Annotated in this window: 20 protein-coding genes; 7 read left to right on the forward strand and 13 right to left on the reverse strand. The window is 30.6% G+C overall.

Annotated elements, in window-relative coordinates:
- Positions 1-18: 18 nt before the first annotated feature.
- Positions 19-1,662, forward strand: a complete 1,644-nt coding sequence (locus Q0842_RS07920; RefSeq protein ID WP_298496490.1) for a carboxyl transferase domain-containing protein — start codon at positions 19-21, stop codon at positions 1,660-1,662.
- Here the strand turns inward: Q0842_RS07920 and Q0842_RS07925 are convergent, their stop codons facing one another.
- From Q0842_RS07925 to ung, 12 genes are all read right to left on the reverse strand, one after another.
- Complete coding sequence (locus tag Q0842_RS07925; RefSeq protein ID WP_298496493.1) at positions 1,663-2,799, reverse strand: gliding motility-associated C-terminal domain-containing protein; 1,137 nt, start codon at positions 2,797-2,799, stop codon at positions 1,663-1,665.
- Between the two features lie 5 nt (positions 2,800-2,804).
- A complete protein-coding gene (locus Q0842_RS07930; protein ID WP_298496496.1) occupies positions 2,805-3,557 on the reverse strand; it encodes a hypothetical protein in 753 nt (250 codons plus the stop codon).
- A 26-nt stretch (positions 3,558-3,583) separates the two neighbouring features.
- Positions 3,584-4,279: a hypothetical protein gene (locus Q0842_RS07935; protein ID WP_298496499.1), complete on the reverse strand. Its 696-nt coding sequence runs from the start codon at positions 4,277-4,279 to the stop codon at positions 3,584-3,586.
- A gap of 36 nt (positions 4,280-4,315) precedes the next feature.
- Positions 4,316-5,197 carry a hypothetical protein gene (locus Q0842_RS07940; RefSeq protein WP_298496501.1) on the reverse strand — a complete coding sequence of 294 codons (882 nt, stop codon included), beginning with the start codon at positions 5,195-5,197 and terminating at the stop codon, positions 4,316-4,318.
- Positions 5,198-5,541: 344 nt separating this feature from the next.
- Entirely contained in the window at positions 5,542-7,302 is a 1,761-nt protein-coding gene (gene sppA / locus Q0842_RS07945) for a signal peptide peptidase SppA (RefSeq protein WP_298496504.1), read from the reverse strand.
- A 29-nt stretch (positions 7,303-7,331) separates the two neighbouring features.
- Entirely contained in the window at positions 7,332-8,396 is a 1,065-nt protein-coding gene (locus Q0842_RS07950) for an AMP-binding protein (RefSeq protein ID WP_298496507.1), read from the reverse strand.
- Positions 8,397-8,400: 4 nt separating this feature from the next.
- Positions 8,401-9,363 carry a CPBP family intramembrane glutamic endopeptidase gene (locus Q0842_RS07955; RefSeq protein ID WP_298496510.1) on the reverse strand — a complete coding sequence of 321 codons (963 nt, stop codon included), beginning with the start codon at positions 9,361-9,363 and terminating at the stop codon, positions 8,401-8,403.
- A complete protein-coding gene (locus Q0842_RS07960; RefSeq protein WP_298496681.1) occupies positions 9,360-10,400 on the reverse strand; it encodes an o-succinylbenzoate synthase in 1,041 nt (346 codons plus the stop codon). Before Q0842_RS07960 ends, Q0842_RS07955 begins: the two co-directional genes overlap by 4 nt.
- A 3-nt stretch (positions 10,401-10,403) precedes the next feature.
- Positions 10,404-11,081 carry a metal-dependent hydrolase gene (locus tag Q0842_RS07965; protein WP_298496512.1) on the reverse strand — a complete coding sequence of 226 codons (678 nt, stop codon included), beginning with the start codon at positions 11,079-11,081 and terminating at the stop codon, positions 10,404-10,406.
- A 35-nt stretch (positions 11,082-11,116) separates the two neighbouring features.
- Positions 11,117-12,037 carry a 1,4-dihydroxy-2-naphthoate octaprenyltransferase gene (gene menA, locus Q0842_RS07970; protein WP_298496515.1) on the reverse strand — a complete coding sequence of 307 codons (921 nt, stop codon included), beginning with the start codon at positions 12,035-12,037 and terminating at the stop codon, positions 11,117-11,119.
- Positions 12,025-12,864, reverse strand: coding sequence for a 1,4-dihydroxy-2-naphthoyl-CoA synthase (locus Q0842_RS07975; RefSeq protein WP_298496518.1), 840 nt, complete (start codon positions 12,862-12,864; stop codon positions 12,025-12,027). The genes menA and Q0842_RS07975 overlap by 13 nt, the downstream gene beginning before the upstream one ends.
- 945 nt (positions 12,865-13,809) lie before the next feature.
- Entirely contained in the window at positions 13,810-14,475 is a 666-nt protein-coding gene (gene ung, locus Q0842_RS07980) for a uracil-DNA glycosylase (protein WP_298496521.1), read from the reverse strand.
- A 66-nt stretch (positions 14,476-14,541) separates the two neighbouring features.
- Between ung and Q0842_RS07985 the strand changes: the two genes are divergently transcribed.
- Entirely contained in the window at positions 14,542-16,035 is a 1,494-nt protein-coding gene (locus Q0842_RS07985) for a YfcC family protein (protein ID WP_298496524.1), read from the forward strand.
- 3 nt (positions 16,036-16,038) lie between these two features.
- On the opposite strand, the gene holA is transcribed toward Q0842_RS07985, so the two are convergent.
- Positions 16,039-17,043 (reverse strand): DNA polymerase III subunit delta, encoded by a 1,005-nt coding sequence (holA, locus tag Q0842_RS07990; protein ID WP_298496527.1) that lies wholly within the window; start codon positions 17,041-17,043, stop codon positions 16,039-16,041.
- A 61-nt stretch (positions 17,044-17,104) separates the two neighbouring features.
- Between holA and Q0842_RS07995 the strand changes: the two genes are divergently transcribed.
- The 5 genes from Q0842_RS07995 to Q0842_RS08015 all read left to right on the forward strand — a co-directional run bounded on the left by Q0842_RS07995 (position 17,105) and on the right by Q0842_RS08015 (position 23,360).
- On the forward strand, positions 17,105-17,551 hold the full coding sequence (locus Q0842_RS07995) for a type I restriction enzyme HsdR N-terminal domain-containing protein (protein ID WP_298496531.1): 447 nt from the start codon (positions 17,105-17,107) through the stop codon (positions 17,549-17,551).
- Positions 17,548-18,537, forward strand: coding sequence for a glycosyltransferase family 2 protein (locus tag Q0842_RS08000; protein WP_298496534.1), 990 nt, complete (start codon positions 17,548-17,550; stop codon positions 18,535-18,537). Before Q0842_RS07995 ends, Q0842_RS08000 begins: the two co-directional genes overlap by 4 nt.
- A 95-nt stretch (positions 18,538-18,632) precedes the next feature.
- Positions 18,633-19,496: an OmpA family protein gene (locus Q0842_RS08005; protein ID WP_298496537.1), complete on the forward strand. Its 864-nt coding sequence runs from the start codon at positions 18,633-18,635 to the stop codon at positions 19,494-19,496.
- A gap of 412 nt (positions 19,497-19,908) precedes the next feature.
- Entirely contained in the window at positions 19,909-21,690 is a 1,782-nt protein-coding gene (locus Q0842_RS08010) for a serine hydrolase (RefSeq protein WP_298496541.1), read from the forward strand.
- Between the two features lie 410 nt (positions 21,691-22,100).
- Entirely contained in the window at positions 22,101-23,360 is a 1,260-nt protein-coding gene (locus Q0842_RS08015; protein WP_298496545.1) for an ATP-binding protein, read from the forward strand.
- Positions 23,361-23,365 lie beyond the last annotated feature (5 nt).

The raw sequence follows: 23,365 nt of genomic DNA on the forward strand, positions 1-23,365 counted from the left end.
TAACAAATAAAATATTTTATGGATATCAACTTCAATAAAAACGAAGATCATAACAAACTCTTAGTATCAGAATTACAGAAACGTCTTGTAAAAGTGAGTTTAGGTGGTGGTAAATCACGTATTGAAAAGCAACATAGCAAAGGTAAAATGACTGCTAGAGAACGTGTTGATTATTTATTGGATGCAAAGGCAAAATCTATAGAGATTGCTGCTTTTGCTGGAGAAGACATGTATAAAGAGCATGGTGGATGTCCTTCTGGAGGTGTAATTGTTAAAATTGGCTATGTAAAAGGTAAACAATGTATTGTTGTTGCCAATGATGCTACCGTTAAGGCTGGTGCTTGGTTTCCAATTACTGGGAAAAAGAATTTACGAGCTCAAGAATTAGCTATAGAAAATAAATTACCTATTATATATTTAGTGGATTCTGCAGGAGTATATCTACCTATGCAAGATGAAATTTTCCCAGACAAAGAACATTTTGGTCGTATTTTTAGAAACAATGCTATAATGAGTAGTATGGGTATTACCCAAATTGCAGCGGTTATGGGAAGTTGTGTTGCAGGTGGTGCCTACCTCCCTATTATGAGTGATGAAGCTTTAATTGTAGATAAAACAGGAAGTATTTTTCTTGCTGGAAGCTATTTAGTAAAAGCTGCTATTGGAGAAAGTATAGATAATGAAACTTTAGGTGGTGCAACAACACATTGTGAAATTTCTGGAGTTACCGATTATAAAGCTAAAGATGATGCAGATGCCTTAAACACCATAAAAAATATTATTGATAAAATTGGTGACTATGACAAAGCTGGATATAATAGAAGTGAATCAAAAAAGCCAAAAGAGAATCCAGAAGATATTTATGGAATTCTTCCTAAAAGTCGGGCAGATCAATATGATATGTATGAAATTATAAAACGATTGGTTGACAACTCTGATTATGATGAATACAAAGCAGGTTATGGTCAAACTATAATTACTTGCTACGCCAGAATTGATGGCTGGGCTGTTGGTATTGTAGCAAACCAACGTAAACTAGTAAAAACTACAGGCTCTAAAACGAAACCTAAAGAAATGCAATTTGGTGGTGTTATTTATAATGATTCTGCCGATAAAGCAACGCGTTTCATTGCCAATTGCAATCAGAAGAAAATACCCTTAGTATTTTTGCAAGATGTAACAGGGTTTATGGTTGGAAGTAAAAGTGAGCATTCTGGCATTATAAAAGATGGTGCAAAAATGGTAAATGCCGTTAGTAACTCTGTGGTTCCTAAATTTACTGTTATTATAGGTAATAGTTATGGCGCAGGTAATTACGCTATGTGTGGAAAAGCGTATGACCCTAGGCTAATTTTTGCGTGGCCAAGTGCAGAACTTGCAGTTATGAGTGGTAATTCGGCTGCTAAAGTATTATTACAAATTGAAAAGGCATCACTTGAAAAACAAGGTGAAAAATTTACTAAAGAAAAGGAAGACGAGCTTTATAATAAAATAAAAGAGCGTTACGATAACCAAGTGTCTCCATATTATGCTGCGGCTAGACTTTGGACTGATGCTATTATAGATCCTTTAGATACAAGAACATGGATTAGTATGGGTATTGAAGCTGCAAACCACGCTCCTATTGAGAAACCTTTTAATTTAGGAGTAATACAAGTATAATTAGTAGGTAATATACAACCAACCTGCAGAGCTTTTGTTGGACTCTTTTAGCTTAAGTACATAGTAATAAGTACCTGTTGGAACTTTTTTATGGCGTTTTATAACGTTATTTACGTTAGCAAGACCACTCCAGTTATTTTTGTAATTATCAACTTGATAAACTACAGAACCCCATCTATTAAAGATGATTAGCTCATTATCAAAAGCTTCGATACCTTCAATATAGAAGACTTCGTTTATGCCATCGCCATTTGGAGATACTAAGTTTGCAATATCAATATCATCTTCGGTTATTAATGCTCCAAAAGTGAGTATTTCATATTCAGAAGGATTAAACACAAAAGAATTTATAGTCCCTTCAGATATTGTACCAGAAAAACCAGAATTCCCTAAGTCTTTCCACTCTTTATCTTGAATATGCCAACCTACTACTCGTAAAGCTCTTAAATCTTCTGCAAGATTATCAATTTCACTTTCAGAATCCCAGGTTAGAGTAACCACAGAATTGTCAGGGCCATTAAAGTCCCAAAACTCTAAATTACTTACAACACCAACTATAGACTCTAAACTATTTGTGTTAAAACTAGTTGTAAATGTAGAAGGCATATTAGGATCCTCATCAAAATAAGCTGCTTTTACCGTAGTATTAGGAATTGTATTTGTAGTTATTAATGGTCGGAGTTTATCGCGATCTCCAATAGGAAAACTAAAGGTTAAATCGCCTTGATAAGATGCATAACCATCGGTATTTCTTTCATCATCTTCCATTACATAAAAAGAATCTGTAAGGTAATCTAATGACACGTTTGGGGTATCTCTAGGCGTTATAACATCGCCAACAATATAACTTACGCTATTTACAATTTCTGTGTTAATATCTAAAAACAAATGATTAACAACATCTACTTCCATATCATGAAAACGAGGAATTTCCGTTCCGGATATAGATAGCGAATAATCTTCACTATAAAAACCTGCTATTCCAAGGTTTTCATTAAAAGTACCATCGTTTACAAGATCTATATGAAATCCAACTTCTGCATTTTCATGCATTTGGACATTGCCAAAGTTTTGAAATGCTACTTGTGCATAACAATTCCCAACAAGCATAAAACATATATAAATTATAAACTTCATTATTTTTATTTGTAGGCTGTAAATAGTACTACAACATCTTCGGCTTGAATATCTGTTGGTTGAACATTTACAACAGGATTTGTACTATTTACTGTAATTACACCATTTGTATACGTTACATTAATTGTGAAACCATCTGCTGTAAAACCTGTAAAGGCACCAGTAATTACACCTAAAAGACTTCCGTTTTGATCGCCATAGCGTAATCCTAAACAATTAGAACTACTAGAAAATCTTGATATATCGTTAATGGAGTTTCCGTGTGTACCACTAAAAATAACTTGTTGCGTTATGGAGCTATCGTTATTAAGTCTAGCAAAGCCATTCATACTACCTTGAGAGTTACTAATACCTCTAGCATTATTGCCTACACCATTATCTGCATTGATATCTAAAGACTCAACATTAGCATGCGCCACAAAACTTACTTGACTAGGTTGAAAAGGTATAGCAGAAACTGTAGTAACACCACTTCCTGTTACAATAAAAAAGCCATGGTAAACATTTACTGAATTTGATACCCAATTTGTACCATCAAATGTTTTTGTAACATTTGTTGTGCCACTTGTATCAAACCAAACATCTCCTTCAAGTGGATTAACAGGTGCTGTTGCAGCTGTTGTAACTTGATTATTTCTAATGGTTTCAAGCGTTCCTTTATTATCAATAACCCTAACTTCTTGGGCGTTAATTGTTATTGAAACAATCAACGCCAAAGCTAGAATTATAATATTTTTATTAATTAGGGAACTTTTCATTTTATGTATTGTGTGTAACAGATATATTAATTAACCCATTGAACTTCAAACACATCATCAGCATAAATAGCCCAATCGTTTGGTGCCGCTCCTCCAGGTACAAGAGTAACTGCTCCTGCAGCAACAGTATAATCTACATTTGCTAATAATTTGGCGCCATTTCTGTAAACCCATACTTTTTGATAAACAGCAGGTATCGATCCATCTGCTAGAACTGGTGCAGTTCCATCGGCTGTAGCTGTCGCAGTTAATTGTCCTGCAGCCACTAAATTTGTTGCTAATATCTTTTTTGTTTCTCCTGTAGCTTCATCTCTTACTAAAACTGTCCAACCAGTACCAGTTGATGTAGCTGCTGAGGATCCATCTGTTGCATCTGTTGAAGCTAAATCTGTTGCAGTATCAACTAATTCTAATCCATCTAAAGCAAAAACAGCTCCTGAAGCATCAATATAGGTGTCGTCTGTTAATGCACCACCTAATTGCCATGTAGAAACGATACCGCCATCTGGTGTAGCATCAGTTAAAAGAGTTAAACCATTTTTTACTTGTAAATACTTTTTAGTACCCTTGTTATCAATTACTCTAATGGTACCATTAAGAACAGAAGATTGTCCTACTTTTTCACCAGCTCCAACATCACCTGTTATTTGCTGTGCATTACCTAAACTGAAAGTCAATACAGCTACTAATGCTAATCCTAATTTTAAAAATTTGTTTTTCATTTTACTTTGTTTAATTATTAATTATTATTTGGGGTTTTATTTTAATTGTACTATTCTAATTTCATCGCCATCAAAACAAATGGCTTCTGTTTCTACCTCTATTGTGGTATCATTTATTCTTGTAAATGCTATTCGTGCTCCATTTCTATATACATCTAATTTATCAATGTCTGTAAAAGGTGATGGCGTATTGAATTGAGACTGCCCATTATTAGCTATGACAATAACTTGTTCTTGGGTTACTAAATTTGAAACAGATACTTTTTTAAGTACACCAGAGGTGTTATCTACAACTACAATGCTGCTTGAAGAATCATTTAAAACTGTTTCTTGTAAACCTTCAATTGCTAGCGTGTTTAAAGCATTAGTTGTAATAACTGTTGGAGTAATTAATGAGCCACCAAGCTGAATTATATTACTAACAACCGACACACCATTATTAGCATTAAGTGACTGATTAACAGGTATCCAATCTGTACCGTTAAAAGTGTAAACATCTCCTGTATTTTGATCTACATAAATATCGCCTGCTAAAGGATTTATTATTGATGCATTAGGCGGACCATTACCTCGGCGAGGATTTACATTAATAGGAAGCCATTGTGTGCCATCCCAAACACTAACTAAATTATTAGTGTTATTAAACCAAAAATCACCTATGTTATTATTTGTTGGGCTGGTATCTGATATATTTATATTGGGTTCATCGCAAAGATTTTTCCAAGCTAATCCATCAAAAACAAATACACACTCTGCATCTATATTATAAACTAAAGCACCATGTAATGGGCTTAAAGCATTCATTTGAGTTTCGCTTAACCTTGTAATAACAAGTACTTTGTTATTACTTTCTAATTCTAAGATGGAATTTGAATCAATTAAAGATGGATTATCTCCTACTTTAACTTGTGAAAACATCAAGAAAGGAAAAGCAAACAAAAATAGAGCTGGGGCAAATATTTTACTGTTTATACGCAATCTGTTAAATTTTATAATAGGTTCTGTTATTATGACACAGAATTTTTGCAAATGTCACATGTAATAAAAAACACACAAAAAAATGTTGATTAATTACATGACAAAATTATAAGAATAAAAAAGCTTGAAATTTGATTTTCGTTGAATGAAAATTAAGTGTAGACGAATAGCTAAAACTAATAGTTAAGTTGATTTATTTGTTTATTTAAACAAATAAAAAAAGAGGCTTCTTTTATGAAAGCCTCTTTTTGATTTATAAATTAACTGTTTTTATAAAAAGTAGTTTATTTTATTTTTGTACTAAATGGAAACAACAATTGAATCCCTTTTTTATTAGACATAGCTTTAATTTCTTTTAAAATTTTATAATTCTCATCGCCTAGCTCTTCCATTAAAATGGTTTCTTTTGACTTTACTATACCAAAATCTTCAAGCATTTTATCTAGATCTTTTTCAAAAATTGGAAATTCTCTTATTTGATACTCTTCAATTTTTGCAAGTTCTGCAGCATGTTTCAATGCTAAGTCTAGTCCACCCAACTCATCAACCATACCATTATTTACAGCATCTGTTCCGGTCCAAACTCGGCCTTGTGCTATTACTTCAACTTGTTCTCTAGTTAAATTTCTACCTTGAGCAACACGAGTTGAAAATAAATCATAAATATCTATAATCCCTTCTTTAATAAATTCACGTTGTTTATTATTTAAAGGTTCAAAAAAACTATATGTTACAGCATTTTGATTTGTAACAACTTGCTCTGCATTAATACCCATGTTATCTGCTAGTTTTTTTCCATTTGGCAACATTCCAAATACACCAATACTCCCTGTAATAGTTGTTGGTTCTGCAAATATTCTGTGGGCATTTGAAGCGATATAATAACCACCTGAGGCTGCCATATCACCCATAGATACAATTACGGGCTTTACTTTTTTAGTCAGCTCAATCTCACGCCATATTAACTCACTTGCTAAAGCACTTCCTCCAGGAGAGTTTATACGTAACACTACGGCTTTAATTTTATTATCGTTTCTAGCTTTTTGCAAAGACGCATTTATGGTGCCTTGACCAACTCTACCCAATTCACCTTCACCATAAATAATATCGCCTTCGGCATAAATAACCGCGATTCTATTTTTATTAAAATTATTTATTTTTTTATCAGCATGTATCGCATAATCAGCAATAGGAACTATATTTAAATCTTTCTTTCTATTAATTCCTAAAGCATGTTTCATACCATCAACATACTCATCATGATAGGCAACTTTATCAACTAAATTAGAAAGCTTGGCTAATTTTGGATTTCGAGCTAACAAACTATCAGCAATAATATGCAACCTTTCAACAGGAATATTTCTACTTATAGAAATGTCTTGTTTCATTTCATTCCATAACGAATTTAGATACACAGAAATTTGCTCTCTATTATTATCACTCATTTTATTAGCGATAAATGGTTCTACTGCACTCTTAAACTTGCCCAGTCTTACCACTTCCATTTTAAATCCAGATTTTTCCTGAAAATCTTTAAAATACAAGCGTTCTGAAAATAACCCCTTAAATTCTAACATGCCAACAGGGTTTAAATAAATAGTATCGGCAACAGAACTTAAATAATAATCCTTTTGAGAAAAAATATCTCCGTAGGCTACAATAAATTTTCCAGATTCTTTAAACTTTAATAAAGCATCTCTTAAAGCTTTGGTTTGAGAGATTCCAGCATTAATAAAATTATTATCTATAGAAATTCCTTTTATTTTAATATCAGTCTCAGCATACTTTATAGCATCAATAATATTAAAAAGTCCATTCTTATTGTTCTCATTTAAAAAAGGATACTCTGCAAATTCAGTTTTTCCTGCATAGTCTTTAATGGGGAAATCTAATGTTAATTCTAAAACAGAATTAGCTTTCACGTTAACACCTTCATCAGAACCTGATCCAAAAAGTGCACCCAAGAGAATCAATCCTATAAAACATATAGCTAGAAAAACAAAAATACCTATAACAGTAGAAAATACACGTTTAATAAAATTCATAATTTAAAATATAGTATAAACAAGCCTTATTATATTAACTCTAAAGTCTTATTTCTATGAATTTTACCCGATTTAGTTTCTTCAAAATTAGTTACAAAATGAATTTCTTTAGGCTTTTCATATTTATCTAACTCACTAAAAACTGAATTATCAATCGTTCTTTTTTCCCCTTCAACAACTAAAATAAGTTTATCTCCTAATGTATCATCTTCTCTTGAAGCAATAAAAAATTCTCCTGGTATTTTATCTTGTAGTTTACTTTCTATTTGTTCTGGATACAACTTAATTCCTCCAGAATTTATAACATTATCAAAACGTCCTAACCATTCAAAACTAGAATCTGAAATTACATCTACAATATCATTTGTGATAATTTCTTCATCTGATAATTTAGGAGCGTTAATAACTAAACATCCCCTATCGTCTTTAGATACTTTAATTCCAGGAAGTGTCGTAAAAAATTCTTCTTCTTTAGCTCCTGTAAAATTATTCAGTTTTTTTACAGCTATATGAGATACTGTTTCAGTCATCCCGTAAGTTTCATAAACATTAGGTTTTTTATCTTTTATAAGATCGACAATAGCCTGTGAAACTCTACCACCGCCAACTATTACTGTTTTAATGTTTTTTAAATACTTTGCGAAATTTTTAAGTTGCATTGGTGTAAAAGCACAAAACGTATAATCTTTATCGTAATCAATTAACGGTAAAGCAGCAGGTTGTACCATATCTAATTCTAAACCTAATACAATTGCTCTTACAATAGTCATTTTGCCAGCAATAAAGTTTGATGGTAAGCAATTTAAAATTTTATCACCTGGTTTTAATTTAAAATAATCGCCAGTTGCTATAGCCGAATTTACCATAGCCTGTTTTTTAATTTTAATATTTTTTGGTTTTCCTGTAGATCCAGATGTTTTAACAATAATATAGTCTTTTTCATCTAGCCAATCTAGCAGAAAATTCCCCAGTTCGTACTGATAAGGTAACCCTTCCTTAACATAACTATAGGCAACTTCCATAAGGTCGTCATACTTGTAGTTTAAATTATCTAACTTAAATTTTAAGTGTACATTTTTGTAATTTGGTGTCATATCTTTAATCTAAAATTTTATAATCTTCTTTTGGTGGTTCTATTACGTTTCCAAAGAGTTTATCTTTCCAATTGGTCCAGTTATACTTTTTAGATAGTATAAAAAGTATAATAGGAAAAACAACAAAAACGGGAACAAAAATTTCTGCTAAAGCCATTTCTGAGGGGTCTGATAAATCTTTTAATATGGAATGTGTTTGAAAAGCAGTCCAATCTGCTGTAACTAGTAATGCTGTAAACAAATTATTTGCGGCATGGAACCCTAAAGCTAACTCTAAACCATCATCCATTAAAGTTATTATACCTAAAAACAAACCTGTTCCTATATAATAAACCATAATGACTGGACCAAATTTATCTACTTCTGGATTAGCAATATGCATTAAACCAAAGGCAGCTGAAGTTATTAATAGTGGTAACCATTTGTTTTTGAAAAGGATACCAAAACCCTGCATAAGGTAGCCTCTAAAAAAATATTCTTCAAAGCTAGTTTGCAATGGAATTAAAAAAATTGCAATGGCTGCAAGTATCATAAAAGGTTGAAGATTAAAATTAAACTCATAATCATCAGGACTCATGTAATAATCAACTAAAACAAAACTACTTGAAACAACACCCCACAATATAAAAATAAACCAAAAACGTTTCCAATCAATTTTTTTTCTTGTAGTGGTTAAACTTGTAATGGATTGTTTATGTAAAAATTTAGAAGTTAAAAAAACTCCTAACAAACCAAAAGCAAAAGCCAACAACATGAGAAACAAGAATAAATTACTTCCAAGAATGCTATTCATTTGAGGAATATCTGTTGGCATACTTACCGATGGATCTCCTAATACTTTAGCTGCTAAGATTACACCTAAAGGAACCATACCTATTAATTGCCATGCAAAAAATATAATTACAATTCCTAACACATACCTCCATAAATCGTGTAATCCGTTATAAGCTTGTTGTATATAATTCATTTTGATATGTTAAATTTCCAGTCTTCGTTTTTAAGGTATTGCAATTTACCATTTTTTACTTGTAAAGGGCTCTTAAAATTATTTGAAAATAAACTTCCTGTACCAAGTCCTTGAGGCAAACTACTTTTTTTTGTATAGGTATATTGAGCAATGGCATTTAAACCAATATTACTTTCTAAAGCACTTGTTATCCACCAACCAATATTTTTGTTTTCAGCTAAATTAATCCACTCATCACTACCTTTAAATCCGCCAACTAAACTTGGTTTTAAAATGATGTATTGAGGATTTATAGTTTGTAGTAATTCTCGTTTTTTTGTTACATTAAAAACGCCTATTAATTCTTCATCTAAAGCAATTGGTAATGGTGTGTTTTCGCAAAGTGAAGCCATAGCTTCTATTTGTCCTTGTTTTATAGGTTGCTCTATAGAATGTAAATCTAAATCTGCTAATCTTTTTAATTTTTCTAAAGCTTCAGAAGGAAGAAATGCTCCGTTTGCATCAACTCTTAATTCTATATCTTGTGAAGAAAATTCTTTTCTAATTGATTTTAATAGATTTAATTCCGTTTGAAAATCTAAAGCCCCAATCTTCATTTTAATACAATTGAAACCGGCATTAATTTTATCACTAATTTGTTGTTTCATAAAAGCTTCAGTTCCCATCCAAATTAAACCATTGATAGGGATTGAATCTTCATTTTTAGTAAATTCTGAAGAAAACAATTCAAAAGGATCTTCGCTTTCAAATGATTTAAAGGCTGTTTCTAAGCCAAATTGTATACTAGGAAATTCTATTAATTCATTAAGTAAAACGTTTAAACCAAGATTAATATTTTCACAAACCCACTTTAGTTTGTTTTCATAATCTGGCCTATCATCTATAGATAAGCCTCTAAAAAGTCCGCATTCCCCAAATCCTTTTTTATTGTTTAATTGAATTTGTATAAACCAGGTTTCTTTTGTTTTTAAAACACCACGAGATGTACCACTAGCTTGTTTAAAGTTTAAGATATACTTACTGTAGGTTGCTTTTATCATTTATAACTCAATAAAATCGCCAATCGATAATAACATTAAGTCTTTATCTTTTTCGAAGAATTTTCGTTTTGCTACTTCATGGTCTATTTCAATATAACCAAATGTGTCATAATGATAACCCAAAACTTTATCACATTCAATAAAATCACTAGCTAAAATAGCATCATCAATACCCATTGTAAAGTTATCGCCTATTGGCAAAATGGCTATGTCTAACTTAGTTTGAAGGGGTATTAATTTCATATCGAAAGTTAAAGCTGTGTCGCCTGCTATGTATATATTTTTATGTTCGCCTTCTATTACAAAGCCTCCAGGCTGTCCGCCATAGCTTCCATCTGGAAATGAAGATGTATGAATAGCATTTACATATTTAATAGTACCAAATTCAAAATCCCATTTTCCGCCATGATTCATTGGGTGCCCATCAATACCTAAAGCACCAAAATGATTGACAATCTCGAAATTAGAAATCACTATAGCACCTGTTCGTTTAGCTATAGATTCTACATCTGCAATATGGTCTTGATGTGCATGAGTTATTAAAATATAATCTGCTTTAAGTGAATTGACATCAATATGTGATGCCTTTTCATTTGGAGAAATAAAAGGGTCTACAAGAATATTGATATCTTTTATTTGAATTCCTAGACTAGCATGACCGTAGAATGTGATTTTCATATTAGTTAGATTAAAAATTAAACTATTTAAAATTATTAAATTGGTAATAAATATCCAATACCCATTAATATTGCCAACAATACTGTTGTTAATGCCAATTTTTTTAGTTCTGGATCTAATAATTCGGGTGTTTTATTATTATTTACTTTTTTTAAATGCAAAAATAAAGGCACATATGTAATCATAAAAATTAGATTATAAGGTGAACTAAAATATAAAACTCCAAACAAACTAGATAATAAAATGGCTCCCAGAACTAAAGTATTATGGTATAATTTAACATTTTTTTCTCCTAATTTAACTGCCAATGTAATTTTATTAGCTTTTTCATCAGTTAACCTGTCTCTCATATTATTTAAATTTAAAACAGCAGTACTCAATAAACCAATTGTAATAGCTGGTAAAAATGTAACATGATCTAATTGTTTTGCAAATAAAACATAACAACCAACCACACTAGTTAAACCAAAAAAAATAAAAACAAAAACATCTCCTAAACCTTTATAACCATAAGCATTATCTCCCATTGTGTAACGAATAGCAGCAATTATTGAAGCTATTGCTAGAGTAAAAAACAAAAGAGTTAAAAAAAAATGTTTGGCTCCAAAGGAAAAGAAAATAAGAGCAAAAGCAAGCATAATTGAAATAACTATATTTAACTTTATTGCGTTAAATAGTTCTTCTGGAGAAATAGCTCCAGATTGAATAGCTCGTTCTGGACCAATTCTGTCTTTATTGTCTGTACCTTTTATGCCATCTCCATAATCATTTGCTAGATTAGAAAGAATTTGAAAACTAAGCGTTGTAAGTATTGCTAATGTAAAAATGCTCCATTCAAAAAAACCATTATAAGTTGCAAAACAGGCAGCTAAAATAATACCTGCAATTGATAGTGGTAATGTTCTTAAACGTATTGCAGATATCCAAATAGAAAAATTAGTCATTATGGAATCCATTTTTTATCAAAATTAGGCTTACGCTTTTCTAAAAAAGCATTTCTACCTTCTTTTGCTTCATCTGTCATATATGCTAGTCGGGTTGCTTCACCAGCAAAAACTTGTTGACCAACCATACCGTCATCAGTTAAATTCATAGCAAATTTAAGCATTTTAATGGATGTTGGTGATTTAGCTAATATTTCTTGAGCCCAATCATAAGCAGTACTTTCTAACTCATTATGAGGTATTACAGCATTTACCATTCCCATATCAAAGGCTTCTTGAGCAGAATAATTTCTTCCTAAAAAAAAGATTTCTCTAGCCTTTTTTTGACCTACCATTTTTGCCAAATATGCAGAACCATACCCGCCATCAAAACTTGTAACATCTGCATCGGTTTGCTTAAAAATAGCATGCTCTTTACTAGCAAGCGTTAAATCGCAAACAACATGTAAACTATGACCACCTCCTACAGCCCAACCAGGAACAACAGCAATAACAGCTTTAGGCATAAAACGAATTAAACGTTGAACTTCTAAGATATTTAAACGATGGTAACCATCTTCACCTACATAGCCTTGATGACCTCTAGCTTTTTGATCGCCTCCACTACAAAACGAATACACTCCATCTTTTGTTGATGGCCCTTCTGCAGATAATAAAACTACACCAATATTTACATCTTCGTTTGCATCGTAAAAAGCATCATATAACTCGCTAGTTGTTTTAGGGCGAAATGCATTTCTAACATTTGGCCTATTAAAAGCTATTCTAGCGACACCATTACATTTCTTATAAGTAATATCTTGGTATTCTTTAACAACTTCCCATTCAGGTTGATTCATGTTATTCTTATTTTAGTCAAAAGTAAATTTATTTCATTAAAAATGAACGATTTCATTTAGAAAAACTTTTCAAAAGTGCATTAAAAATGGGTGAATAAGAGATTTTTTGTGTTTTTGTTATGTTATTGCATACTGTATAAAAAAACACTTTAGTAATTATATAGACGATAAATTTTAACATAGTAAATTGAGCATATAATAAAAATTCAAATTAGGTACAAGTACGTATTGCATGTAGTATTTTATTTATTAATTTTGTAACCTAATTAATTAGATATGAACATTTTATTTACAAAAAATTGTATTTTGTCGAAATAATATGTATTTTGTCGAAAATTTAAACCCCGTTGCCTATGTTATTAACAATTACTCTAACTCTTTTTGGACTTGTAATCATCAATTTATTTCTTTTGAAATTTAGTTGTAACAAAACTGTTAAAACAAATAAAATTGATAAAAAACCAATTGTTTTAAGAACAAGAATAGACATTACTTCTACACAACAGAGGTTAGCTCCTACAGGAAGTTAATTTTAAGTTTTGTGACTATATTTATATTTAAGTGTCAAATAATAAACCTTTTGACACTTTATATATGTTACTTACAATTATTTTAATGCTATTTATTCTTATTGCTGTTAATCTATTATTGCTAAAATTTAGCTGTAATAAAACAACTAACGCGAATAAGAATAACAAAAAGCCAATTATCTTAAAAACACTTAATAACACAGAACTTAATCAAATACCTCTAGCTCCAACAGGAAGTTAATTTTTTTTGTTTTGAAAAACACAAAAGTGACTTTTAAAACATTTTGTGTCTAAATTAAAAAACCTACTAATGCTAGACATACTATATATTGCGTTTCTTTTTGCTTCAATATTTTTGGCTTTGTTTATGCTATTGCATATTCAAGTTAGAAATAAAAAACATTAAAAATTATTTCTACCAGTTAATGGTGTTTAAATTATTTTCTTTCAAATATTTATTTGTATCAATAAAATGATTATTACCAAACCAATAACCTCTATTGGCACTTAATGGTGATGGATGTCCCGAAGATAAAACATAATGCTTTTTAGTATCTATTAATTTTATTTTCTTCTTAGCATAGCCTCCCCAAAGTAAAAACACAATATTTTCTTTTTTATCACTAATTGATTTTATTACAGAATCTGTAAAAATTTCCCAACCTTTTTTTTGATGGCTTCCTGCGTTATGTGCTCTAACTGTTAATGTTGCATTTAATAACAAGACCCCTTGATTTGCCCAACGTTTTAAATTTCCGCTTTCTGGATAATTTACACCTAAACTTGATTCAATTTCTTTAAAAATATTTTTTAGTGAAGGAGGATGTGCTATACCATCGTTTACAGAAAAACATAATCCATTAGCTTGTCCATAATCATGGTATGGGTCCTGACCAATAATAACAACTTTTACATCTTTAAAATGACAATTGTTAAATGCATTAAAAATTTCATTTTCAGGAGGAAAACAAGTATGCTTCTTATAATCGGATTTTACAAAACGCAATAAATCCAAAAAATAAGATTTACTAAATTCTGCTTCTAAAAAAGGTTTCCAACTTAGATGAATATCAACGTTCATTATCATTAAAAAATTAAATTAATACTAAAATAGCACTATCTTTATTCTTAATAAAAATAAATTTCATTGAAAACTATAAAATTCCCAACCGCTCAAACTATATTAATTATTATAGCTGGTCTACTAGCTCTTTTAACGTGGATAGTTCCTTCAGGAAAATACGACTCTTTATCATACAATAAGCTTGAAAATACCTTTACAAAAACAAGTTTAAGTGAATCTACTAAAATTGATGCTACACAAGAAAATTTAGATTTACTAGAAATTAAAATTCCATTAGAAAAATTTACAAACGGAGATATCTGGAAACCTATTAGTATTCCTAATACATACAAACAAGTAGAAGCTAAACCGCAAGGCGTTATTGCTTTTATTAAATCTCCTATTAAAGGGATTATTGAAGGTGCCGATATTATTTTTTTAGTATTAATTATTGGTGGTCTTATTGGCATTATAAATTACACCAATGCTTTTGATGCTGGTATTTCATGGCTTGCAAAAACTTTAAAAGGTTATGAATATGTTCTCATTATACTTGTTACTACTTTAGTTGCCATAGGCGGTACTACATTTGGCTTAGCTGAAGAAACTATTGCCTTCTACCCTATTCTCATTCCCATATTTTTAGCGGCTAAATACGATGCCATGGTGCCATTAGCATCTATTTATATTGGCTCGTCAATTGGTACAATGTGCTCTACAACCAATCCATTTAGCTCAATTATAGCATCGGATGCTGCTGGCATTAACTGGACTTCAGGAATTACAGGACGATTTATAATGCTAAGTTTAGGAACATTAATTTGTATTTTATACATAATTAGGTATGCACAGCGTGTAAAAAAAGACCCTACCAAATCAATAATTTACAACCAAAAAGAAGCCATAGAACAACATTTTGGTAGCACTACAAATGATTCTTTAAAACTTACTTTTCGTTTACGCCTTATACTTATTATTTTTATTTTATGCTTTATTATAATGATTTATGGCGTTTCTCAATTAGAATGGTGGTTTTTAGAAATGACCGTAGTCTTTTTATTAGGAGCCATTGCCATAGGAATTATTGGGAAAATTAAAGAACACACTTTTGTAGATGTTTTTGTTAAAGGTGCTGGAGAATTATTAGGTGTCGCTATAATTATTGGGATAGCTAGAGGTGTAACTATATTAATGAATGATGGGCAAATTAGTGATACCCTCTTATATTATGCTAGTAATGCTACCAACGGTATGAATAAAGGTGTCTTTATTAATGCGATGTTATATATTTATGGTGGTTTATCGTTTTTTATTCCTTCATCTTCTGGTATGGCTGTTTTAACTATGCCAATAATGTCTCCTTTAGCCGATGGTGTAGGGATTGGAAGAGAAATGATAGTAAACGCTTATCAATATGGAATGGGATTGTTTGCATTTATAAACCCCACAGGTTTAATTTTAGCATCTTTAGCTATTGTTAAAGTGGGCTATAATAAATGGCTTAAATTTATAATGCCATTAGTTTTTATTTTACTTGTATTCACAATGGCTGTATTAACAATATCTGTATATTTATAAAAATTAAGATAAAATTTTAACCATTAATTCTCTTAATAAATCCCCTTGTGGCACAGCGTTAGAGCCAACACCTTTACTTTTAACATCAAACTCCCTTAAGGTAGAAACAACAGCACTTACTTTACGCATCGGGAAATTTCTAGCTGCAGTAATATAATCGTTTACAAAATAAGGGTTAACTCTTAATGCCGAAGCAACACTTCTAGGAGATTTGTCATTTAAGCCATGAAAATGAAGTAGTTGAGAAAAAAAACTAAATAATAAAGACACCGTAACAACCATAGGATTGTCTTTAGGATTATCAGCAAAATAATTAACTATTTTGTACGCTTTTATAGTATTACGTTCACCAATAGCCTTACGTAATTCAAAATTATTATAATCTTTACTAATACCTATATTTTCTTCAATATGATCTGGAGAAATTTGTGTACCCTTAGGTAAAATAATTTGAAGCTTCTCTAATTCGTTATTAATTTTACTTAAATCTGTTCCTAAAAATTCTACGAGCATTTGCGCTGCTTTAGGCGAAATAGTATATTTTTTGGGAGATAAAACACGACGAATCCAATCGGCTACTTGGTTTTCATAAAGCTTTTTACTTTCGTAAACCACACCTGTTTTTTTAAGTGTTTTATATAAAGCCTTTCGTTTATCAATTTTTTTATATTTATAATTAACTACAAGAACCGTTGTTGGTTGTGGGTTTTCGGCATATTTGGCTAATTTCTCTATAGATCGAGATAAATCTTGAGCTTCCTTAACTATAACTACTTGGTATTCGGCCATCATAGGGTAACGCTTTGCATTACCTACAATATCATCAATAGTAACATCTCGTCCATACAGAACCATTTGATTAAAACCACGCTCTTCTTCTGCTAAAACATGTTTTTCAATAAAATCAGAAATTTTATCAATATAATAAGCCTCTTCTCCCATTAAAAAATAAATAGGCTTAAGCTTTTTGTTTTTAATATCTGTAACTAATTGTTTGACTTCGTCCAAATTGTAATAAAAATTTCTATAAAAATCACTTCAAGTGACATTATAATGATAAATTTGCGTAGTGCAAAATTTGAATTTCCACACATATAACTTCCGATTCAAAAATAGCGAAAATAAAGTTTCTATTTTTGATCCTATACGCAAAAAATTTATCGTACTTCAACCAGAAGAATGGGTACGCCAACATTGCATTCAATTTCTTATTCAAGAAAAAGGGTATCCTAAATCTTTAATTAATGTAGAAAAAGAATTGATTATAAATTCATTAAAAAAACGCTACGATATTGTGGTGTATAATACCGATGGGAGTATTTATTTAATTGTGGAATGCAAAGCACCTAAAATAAAAATAGACCAACATAGTTTTGATCAAATAGCACGTTATAATTTAAAGTTAAATGCTACTTACTTAATGGTAACCAATGGTTTAAATCATTATTATTGTCAAATGGACTTTGATAAAGAACGCTATATTTTTTTAAAAGAAATACCCGATTATAATAAATGAAATTAGCAGTTGTTATATTAAATTGGAACGGAAAAAAGCTCTTAAAACAGTTTTTGCCATCTGTGATTCAACACTCAAAAGGTGCCGATATTTATATTGCAGATAACGCATCAACTGATGATTCAATAACGTTTATAAAAACCAATTACCCAACTATTAAAATCATACAAAACAAAAATAATGGTGGTTATGCTAAAGGTTATAACGATGCCCTAAAAATGGTAGATGCCGATATTTTTTGTTTATTAAATAGTGATGTAGAAGTGACACAAAATTGGCTAAACCCAGTAATAGAAACTTTTAAAGAACATAAAAACACAGCAATCATTCAACCCAAGATATTAGATTATAATAAAAAAGAATATTTTGAGTATGCAGGCGCTGCAGGCGGGTTTATTGATAAATACGGTTACCCTTATTGCAGAGGAAGAATTTTTGATACTTTAGAAAAAGATTTAGGGCAATATAATGATACCACCGAAATTTTTTGGGCCACAGGAGCTTGTTTATTTATTAAAAGCAACATATTTAATACCTTAAATGGTTTTGACGAACATTTTTTTGCGCACATGGAAGAAATAGATTTATGCTGGCGAGCAAAAAACTTAGGGTATTCTATTAAATATGTTGGCAAATCTAAAGTGTATCATGTTGGAGGTGCCACACTAAAAAACACAAATCCTAAAAAAACTTACTTAAATTTTAGAAATAGCCTTATCACATTAACTAAAAATGCCAATGGTTTTGTACCAGGAAAACTATTAATTCGTTTAATTTTAGATGGTGTTGCAGCCATTAAATTCTTAATAGAATTAAAACCCAAACACACTTTTGCCATACTAAAAGGTCATTTTAGTTACTACTATCAATTAAAGCGGGTTTTATCACAAAGAAAGCTTATAAAAAATAAAATAAAATACTATTCTAGAACATCCATTGTGTTTGATTATTTCGTAAATAAAAAAACTGAATACAAAAGTTTATAACTCGTTAGTAAAAGTTTTGTTAAAATGTTAAAAACGACCGATTTTTATATATTTTTGTACATGTATATATAGAATATTAATCCTTAATAATAATCATGAAGAAAATTTTATTACTTAGTGTATCTGCAATGCTTTTACTAAGTTCTTGTGTGTCAAAAAAATTGTTCACAGATCTTGAAGCAAAACAAAAAGAAACTCAAGACTTACTTAATTCTGCAACAGTAAAATTAAATGCTTGTTTAGAAGACAGAGCTTCTGCTACTGCTCGTGTTGAGGCTATGAAAGATCAACTTGAAGATTTAAAAAAGAATAACAATGCTTTAATTAAAAGTTCTCAAGACTTAACAGAACTTACATCTAAAGGTGCAACTAACCTAGAAAAGTCTTTAGAAACTCTAAAAGAAAGAGATTTAAAAATTACACGTTTACAAGATGCTATATCTAGAAAAGATAGTGTTACTCTAGCTTTAGTTACTAGTTTAAAGCGTGAAGTTGGAATTAATGATCCAGATATTGAAGTAAATGTTGAAAAAGGTGTGGTATTTATATCTATTGCAGATAAATTATTATTCCAATCAGGAAGTTACAATGTAACTTCGGCAGCAAAAGGTGTTTTAGCAAAAGTAGCTAAAGTAATAAACAGCAAGCCAGATTTCGAAGCTATGATAGAAGGTCACACAGACAGCCAATCTTACAGCAAAGGCGTGTTAATTGATAACTGGGACTTAAGTGTAAAACGTTCTACATCTATTATTAGAGTATTACAAGAGTTAGATGTTAATCCAGGACAATTAATCGCTGCTGGTCGTAGTTCTTACGTGCCATTAGCAGATAATGATACTGCTGCAAACAGAGCTAAAAACAGACGTACACGTGTGGTTATACTTCCAAAAATCGATCAGTTTTACGACATGATTGAAAAAGAAATGAAAAATTTAGAAGCTGGAGGTACTAACTAATTACTTTCAATATAAAATTTAAAAGCTCAACCAAAAGGTTGGGCTTTTTTTATGGCGTTACCACAAGGGGCAGGCTTTCACTACTCGCTTCCTCCTGCGTCGGCGAGCTCAAACATGCCGTTCAATCCTTAACGCGGGCTTTAGTACTTCTTATAAAAAATAAAGCTAAAATGTATAACCAGCATACAGAGCATCCCTACTATTGTTGGCCATCCTTAGACAGCCAAAAAAAATTATAAATTAAATGCGTTTGTTATTATAGTTGTAATAGTTTTTTGAATTTTGGTTTCGCTTAATGTTTTTGCTTGACTATGTCAGAAAAATTAGCTAACTTCGTTTAGCGTCGTATATAAAACATTGATATCGTTTTTATTACCACCTTAGTTCTTAAAAATCACTAAACCAAAAAATTATGAAAAACTTCAAGATTTACATTCTATTACTATTCTCAGTAAATGTAATTGCACAGGAAATAAATATTAAAAATTCGCTTTCTGGTTTTGATAATTATATGTCAAAGGTTTTAACAGACTGGAATGAGCCAGGAGCAGGAGTTGCTATTATTAATAAAGGAGAATTAGTATACGTAAAAGGATTTGGATATAGAGATTATGGCAAAAAACTTCCGGTTACTAAAAATACCCTATTTCAAATAGCCTCAAACACAAAACTTTTTACAACAGTTGCTGCCGGTATGTTGGTAGAAGATGGGATTTTTAAATGGGATCAACCAATTAAAGAGTCTGTTCCCGAAATAGAATTTTACAATGATTTCTTGAACACTAATGTTACACTTAGAGATATGTTGGGACATAAGACCGGGATTTCTAGACATGACATGATTTGGTTTCAATCTGATTTTTCACGAAAAGAACTTTTTGAACGAATTAAATACCTTGAGCCGTCGATACCATTACGTCAAGATTTTATTTATAATAACCTTATGTATTCAGCCGTAGGATATTCAATGGAACTTAGAACAGGCAAAACTTGGGAAGAATATGTAACAGAAAATATCTTAACGCCTCTAGAGATGAATAATACTGTTTTTTCAATTGCCGAAATGCAAAAATCAAATGATTATGGAGTACCTTATAATGAGAAAAGAGACACAACGCTTTTATACAAAATAACTCTTAAAGAAGATGGTGCTGCTTTAGGTCCTGCAGGATCTATAATAACAGATCTAGAAGATCTTTCGCATTGGGTTATTGCACTTATGAATGAAGGTAAATATAAAAATAAAGAGGTGATACCAAATTCAATAATAAAGGAAACCTTGAAGCCAGGCATTGCTTTTAGGAATTCAGAACTAGAAGATAAAGGTTACAAAGAACGATTAAATTCAACTTATGGAATGGCGAGAGACATTGAGATTTATAAAGGCAATGTCTTAACAAAACACGGAGGAGCTATGCCAGGATTTCACTCACAAGTTATTATTTTACCTTATGATGATATTGGAATTATTACTTTTTCCATTGGTAATCAAGGAGCCAGTTTAGGAAATACTATTATTGGCTATAACCTTGTTGATAGATTATTGGGTTTAGAGCAAACAGATTGGAATGGAAGGAAATTAGCTGACCATTTAAAAAGTAAAGAATTAACTCAAGAGGCTAGATCTCAACACGGATTTGATCGTATAGAAGGTACATCTCCTACCCATAAACTCGATGATTATACTGGATCTTTTATAAATGAAGCCTATGGCGAATTTATTATAAGCCATGAAAATGATTCTTTATTTTTTAATTTCCGTAAGACAATTTTACCTTTGACGCATTATCACTATAATCGATTTGATACACCAGATGATGAAGATTTTGGAAAATGGAGCATCAATTTTAGTATAAGTCCTCAGGGTGAAATAAACGAAGCTGTGGTTTCCATAGATGAAGGTCAAGTCTCATTCCTTAAAAAAGCAGATGAGTCTTTGTCAAGCCCTGAAGTGTTGAATCAATATGTTGGAAAATATGATTTTGCGGGCTCAGAGTTTGAATTAAAATTGATAGACGGTAATCTAACAGCTTTAGGTACCACCAATGACATATTAATCCCTTATAAAAAGCATATATTCAAGGTAGAGAAATTTGATGATCTTCAAGTAGAATTTATATTGGAGAATAATAAGGTTTCTAGTTTAAAATATAAAACACCATCAGGAATATTTGAGTGTAAAAAGACAAAATAACTTTTTATTACAAACTTAATACATGTATAGCCGTTGTGAATTTATTTCAAATTGTATTTTTACGTGAAAATTCACAAGTTTCGTTTGTATAGGCATTTGTTGTTAACCGTTGTGAAAACATTTAAAGCGGTTCTTTCGAATCGCTTTTTTTTCAAAAATTTTTTGTTTTAATTCTTAGAGAGAAACTAAATATAAAAAAACGAAGTAATTTCCTCATTAAAAAAAGTAAAAACCAAAAAGAAAATTATAAATTAAATGCGTTTGTTTATAATAGTTTTTTGAATTTTGGTTTCGCTTAATGTTATTGCTTGACTTTGTCAGAAAAATTAGCTAACTTCGTTTAACGTCGGATATAAAACATTGTGAACGTTTTCATATCCGCCTAAGTTGTATGCAAGCTGAAAAAAAATATGAAAATTAAACAACTAACATTTTTTAATGATTATAAGCAATTTAAAAAAGACGATAGTTTTTCTTTTTCATCTAAAGTCGATTCTGGCTCTCACTTTGAGAACTTATATGTTTCCGTTTTAGTTGGTAGAAATGGTAGTGGCAAAACTACTTTAATGAGTTTAATCTCTTCTTTCTTTCATAATATAGAAAGGTATGGTTCTAAAATACCTGCCGACTTTGAAATTGTATACAGTACAAATTGGACATTAAAAGAAGTAGAAGTATGCATCAAACATTTTAACAACTTAATTACATTCTCAGTAGAAGGCATATATGACCAAATTCAATTGCTACCAAAAAAAAATGCTCGCGAAGAGCATTTTTCATTAATCAACATGGACAAACCATACATCACTTATGAAAACATTCGTGAATATCTTCCTTTTAAAGTTGTAACATCTACCTTTTCAATTCATGGTGAATATCCAATTTCAAGACCATCTAACTACATAGGAGATGAAATAGTTGATGTACAGTCAATAACAGATATTTATGGCAATAATCATTATGATTTAGGTTCTATTTCTCTTGGAATTTTTCGATTCGTAAATCTATACTTCAAGAAATCCAATGAGCTTAAAGAATTATTAGATTTATTTGATCTTAAGTTTACAAATAGAGTTTTATTTAGAGATTCAGATTGGGAAACCGTTAAAAAAAAGTGGCTTAGACTATCAGAATCTTCGTTTATAAAAAAGTATGATTATTTAAACGATATTGAATTCGAAAGAAATGGAAGGCTGATATCCTTAGGTAATATGAGTTCTGGAGAAAAAATGTTACTATTAAGATCATTGTCAATTTTAAATGCTGTAGAACAGGATTCTATAATAATTATTGAAGAACCGGAACTTCATCTAGATCCAGTTTGGAATAGACAATTAACAACATTATTTGAAGTTCTTCTTTCTGGTTATAATTCACATTTATTGATTGCAACTCATAATTACTCAATAATTAATTCTGTCCAACAATCTAATATTATATACTTAGATAATGGATCAGAAAATAAGATATCTGAAAACACATTTTTAGCTTCTTATGAAGAACTTTTTAGAATACTTTACGGAGAAGATTTTAGGTCTAATAAAATTGAAGAAGACTTTCTATCTACTTTATCTGAAAAGAGTGTTGATGAATTGAAAATCGATTATGAGAAAATTGGAAATTCAATTTATAAATACCTTATTTATAAAAAAATTAGAGAAAAGAGTTAGTTGAA

The sequence above is a fragment of the uncultured Algibacter sp. genome (assembly GCF_947495675.1).
GTDB lineage: Bacteria > Bacteroidota > Bacteroidia > Flavobacteriales > Flavobacteriaceae > Algibacter_B.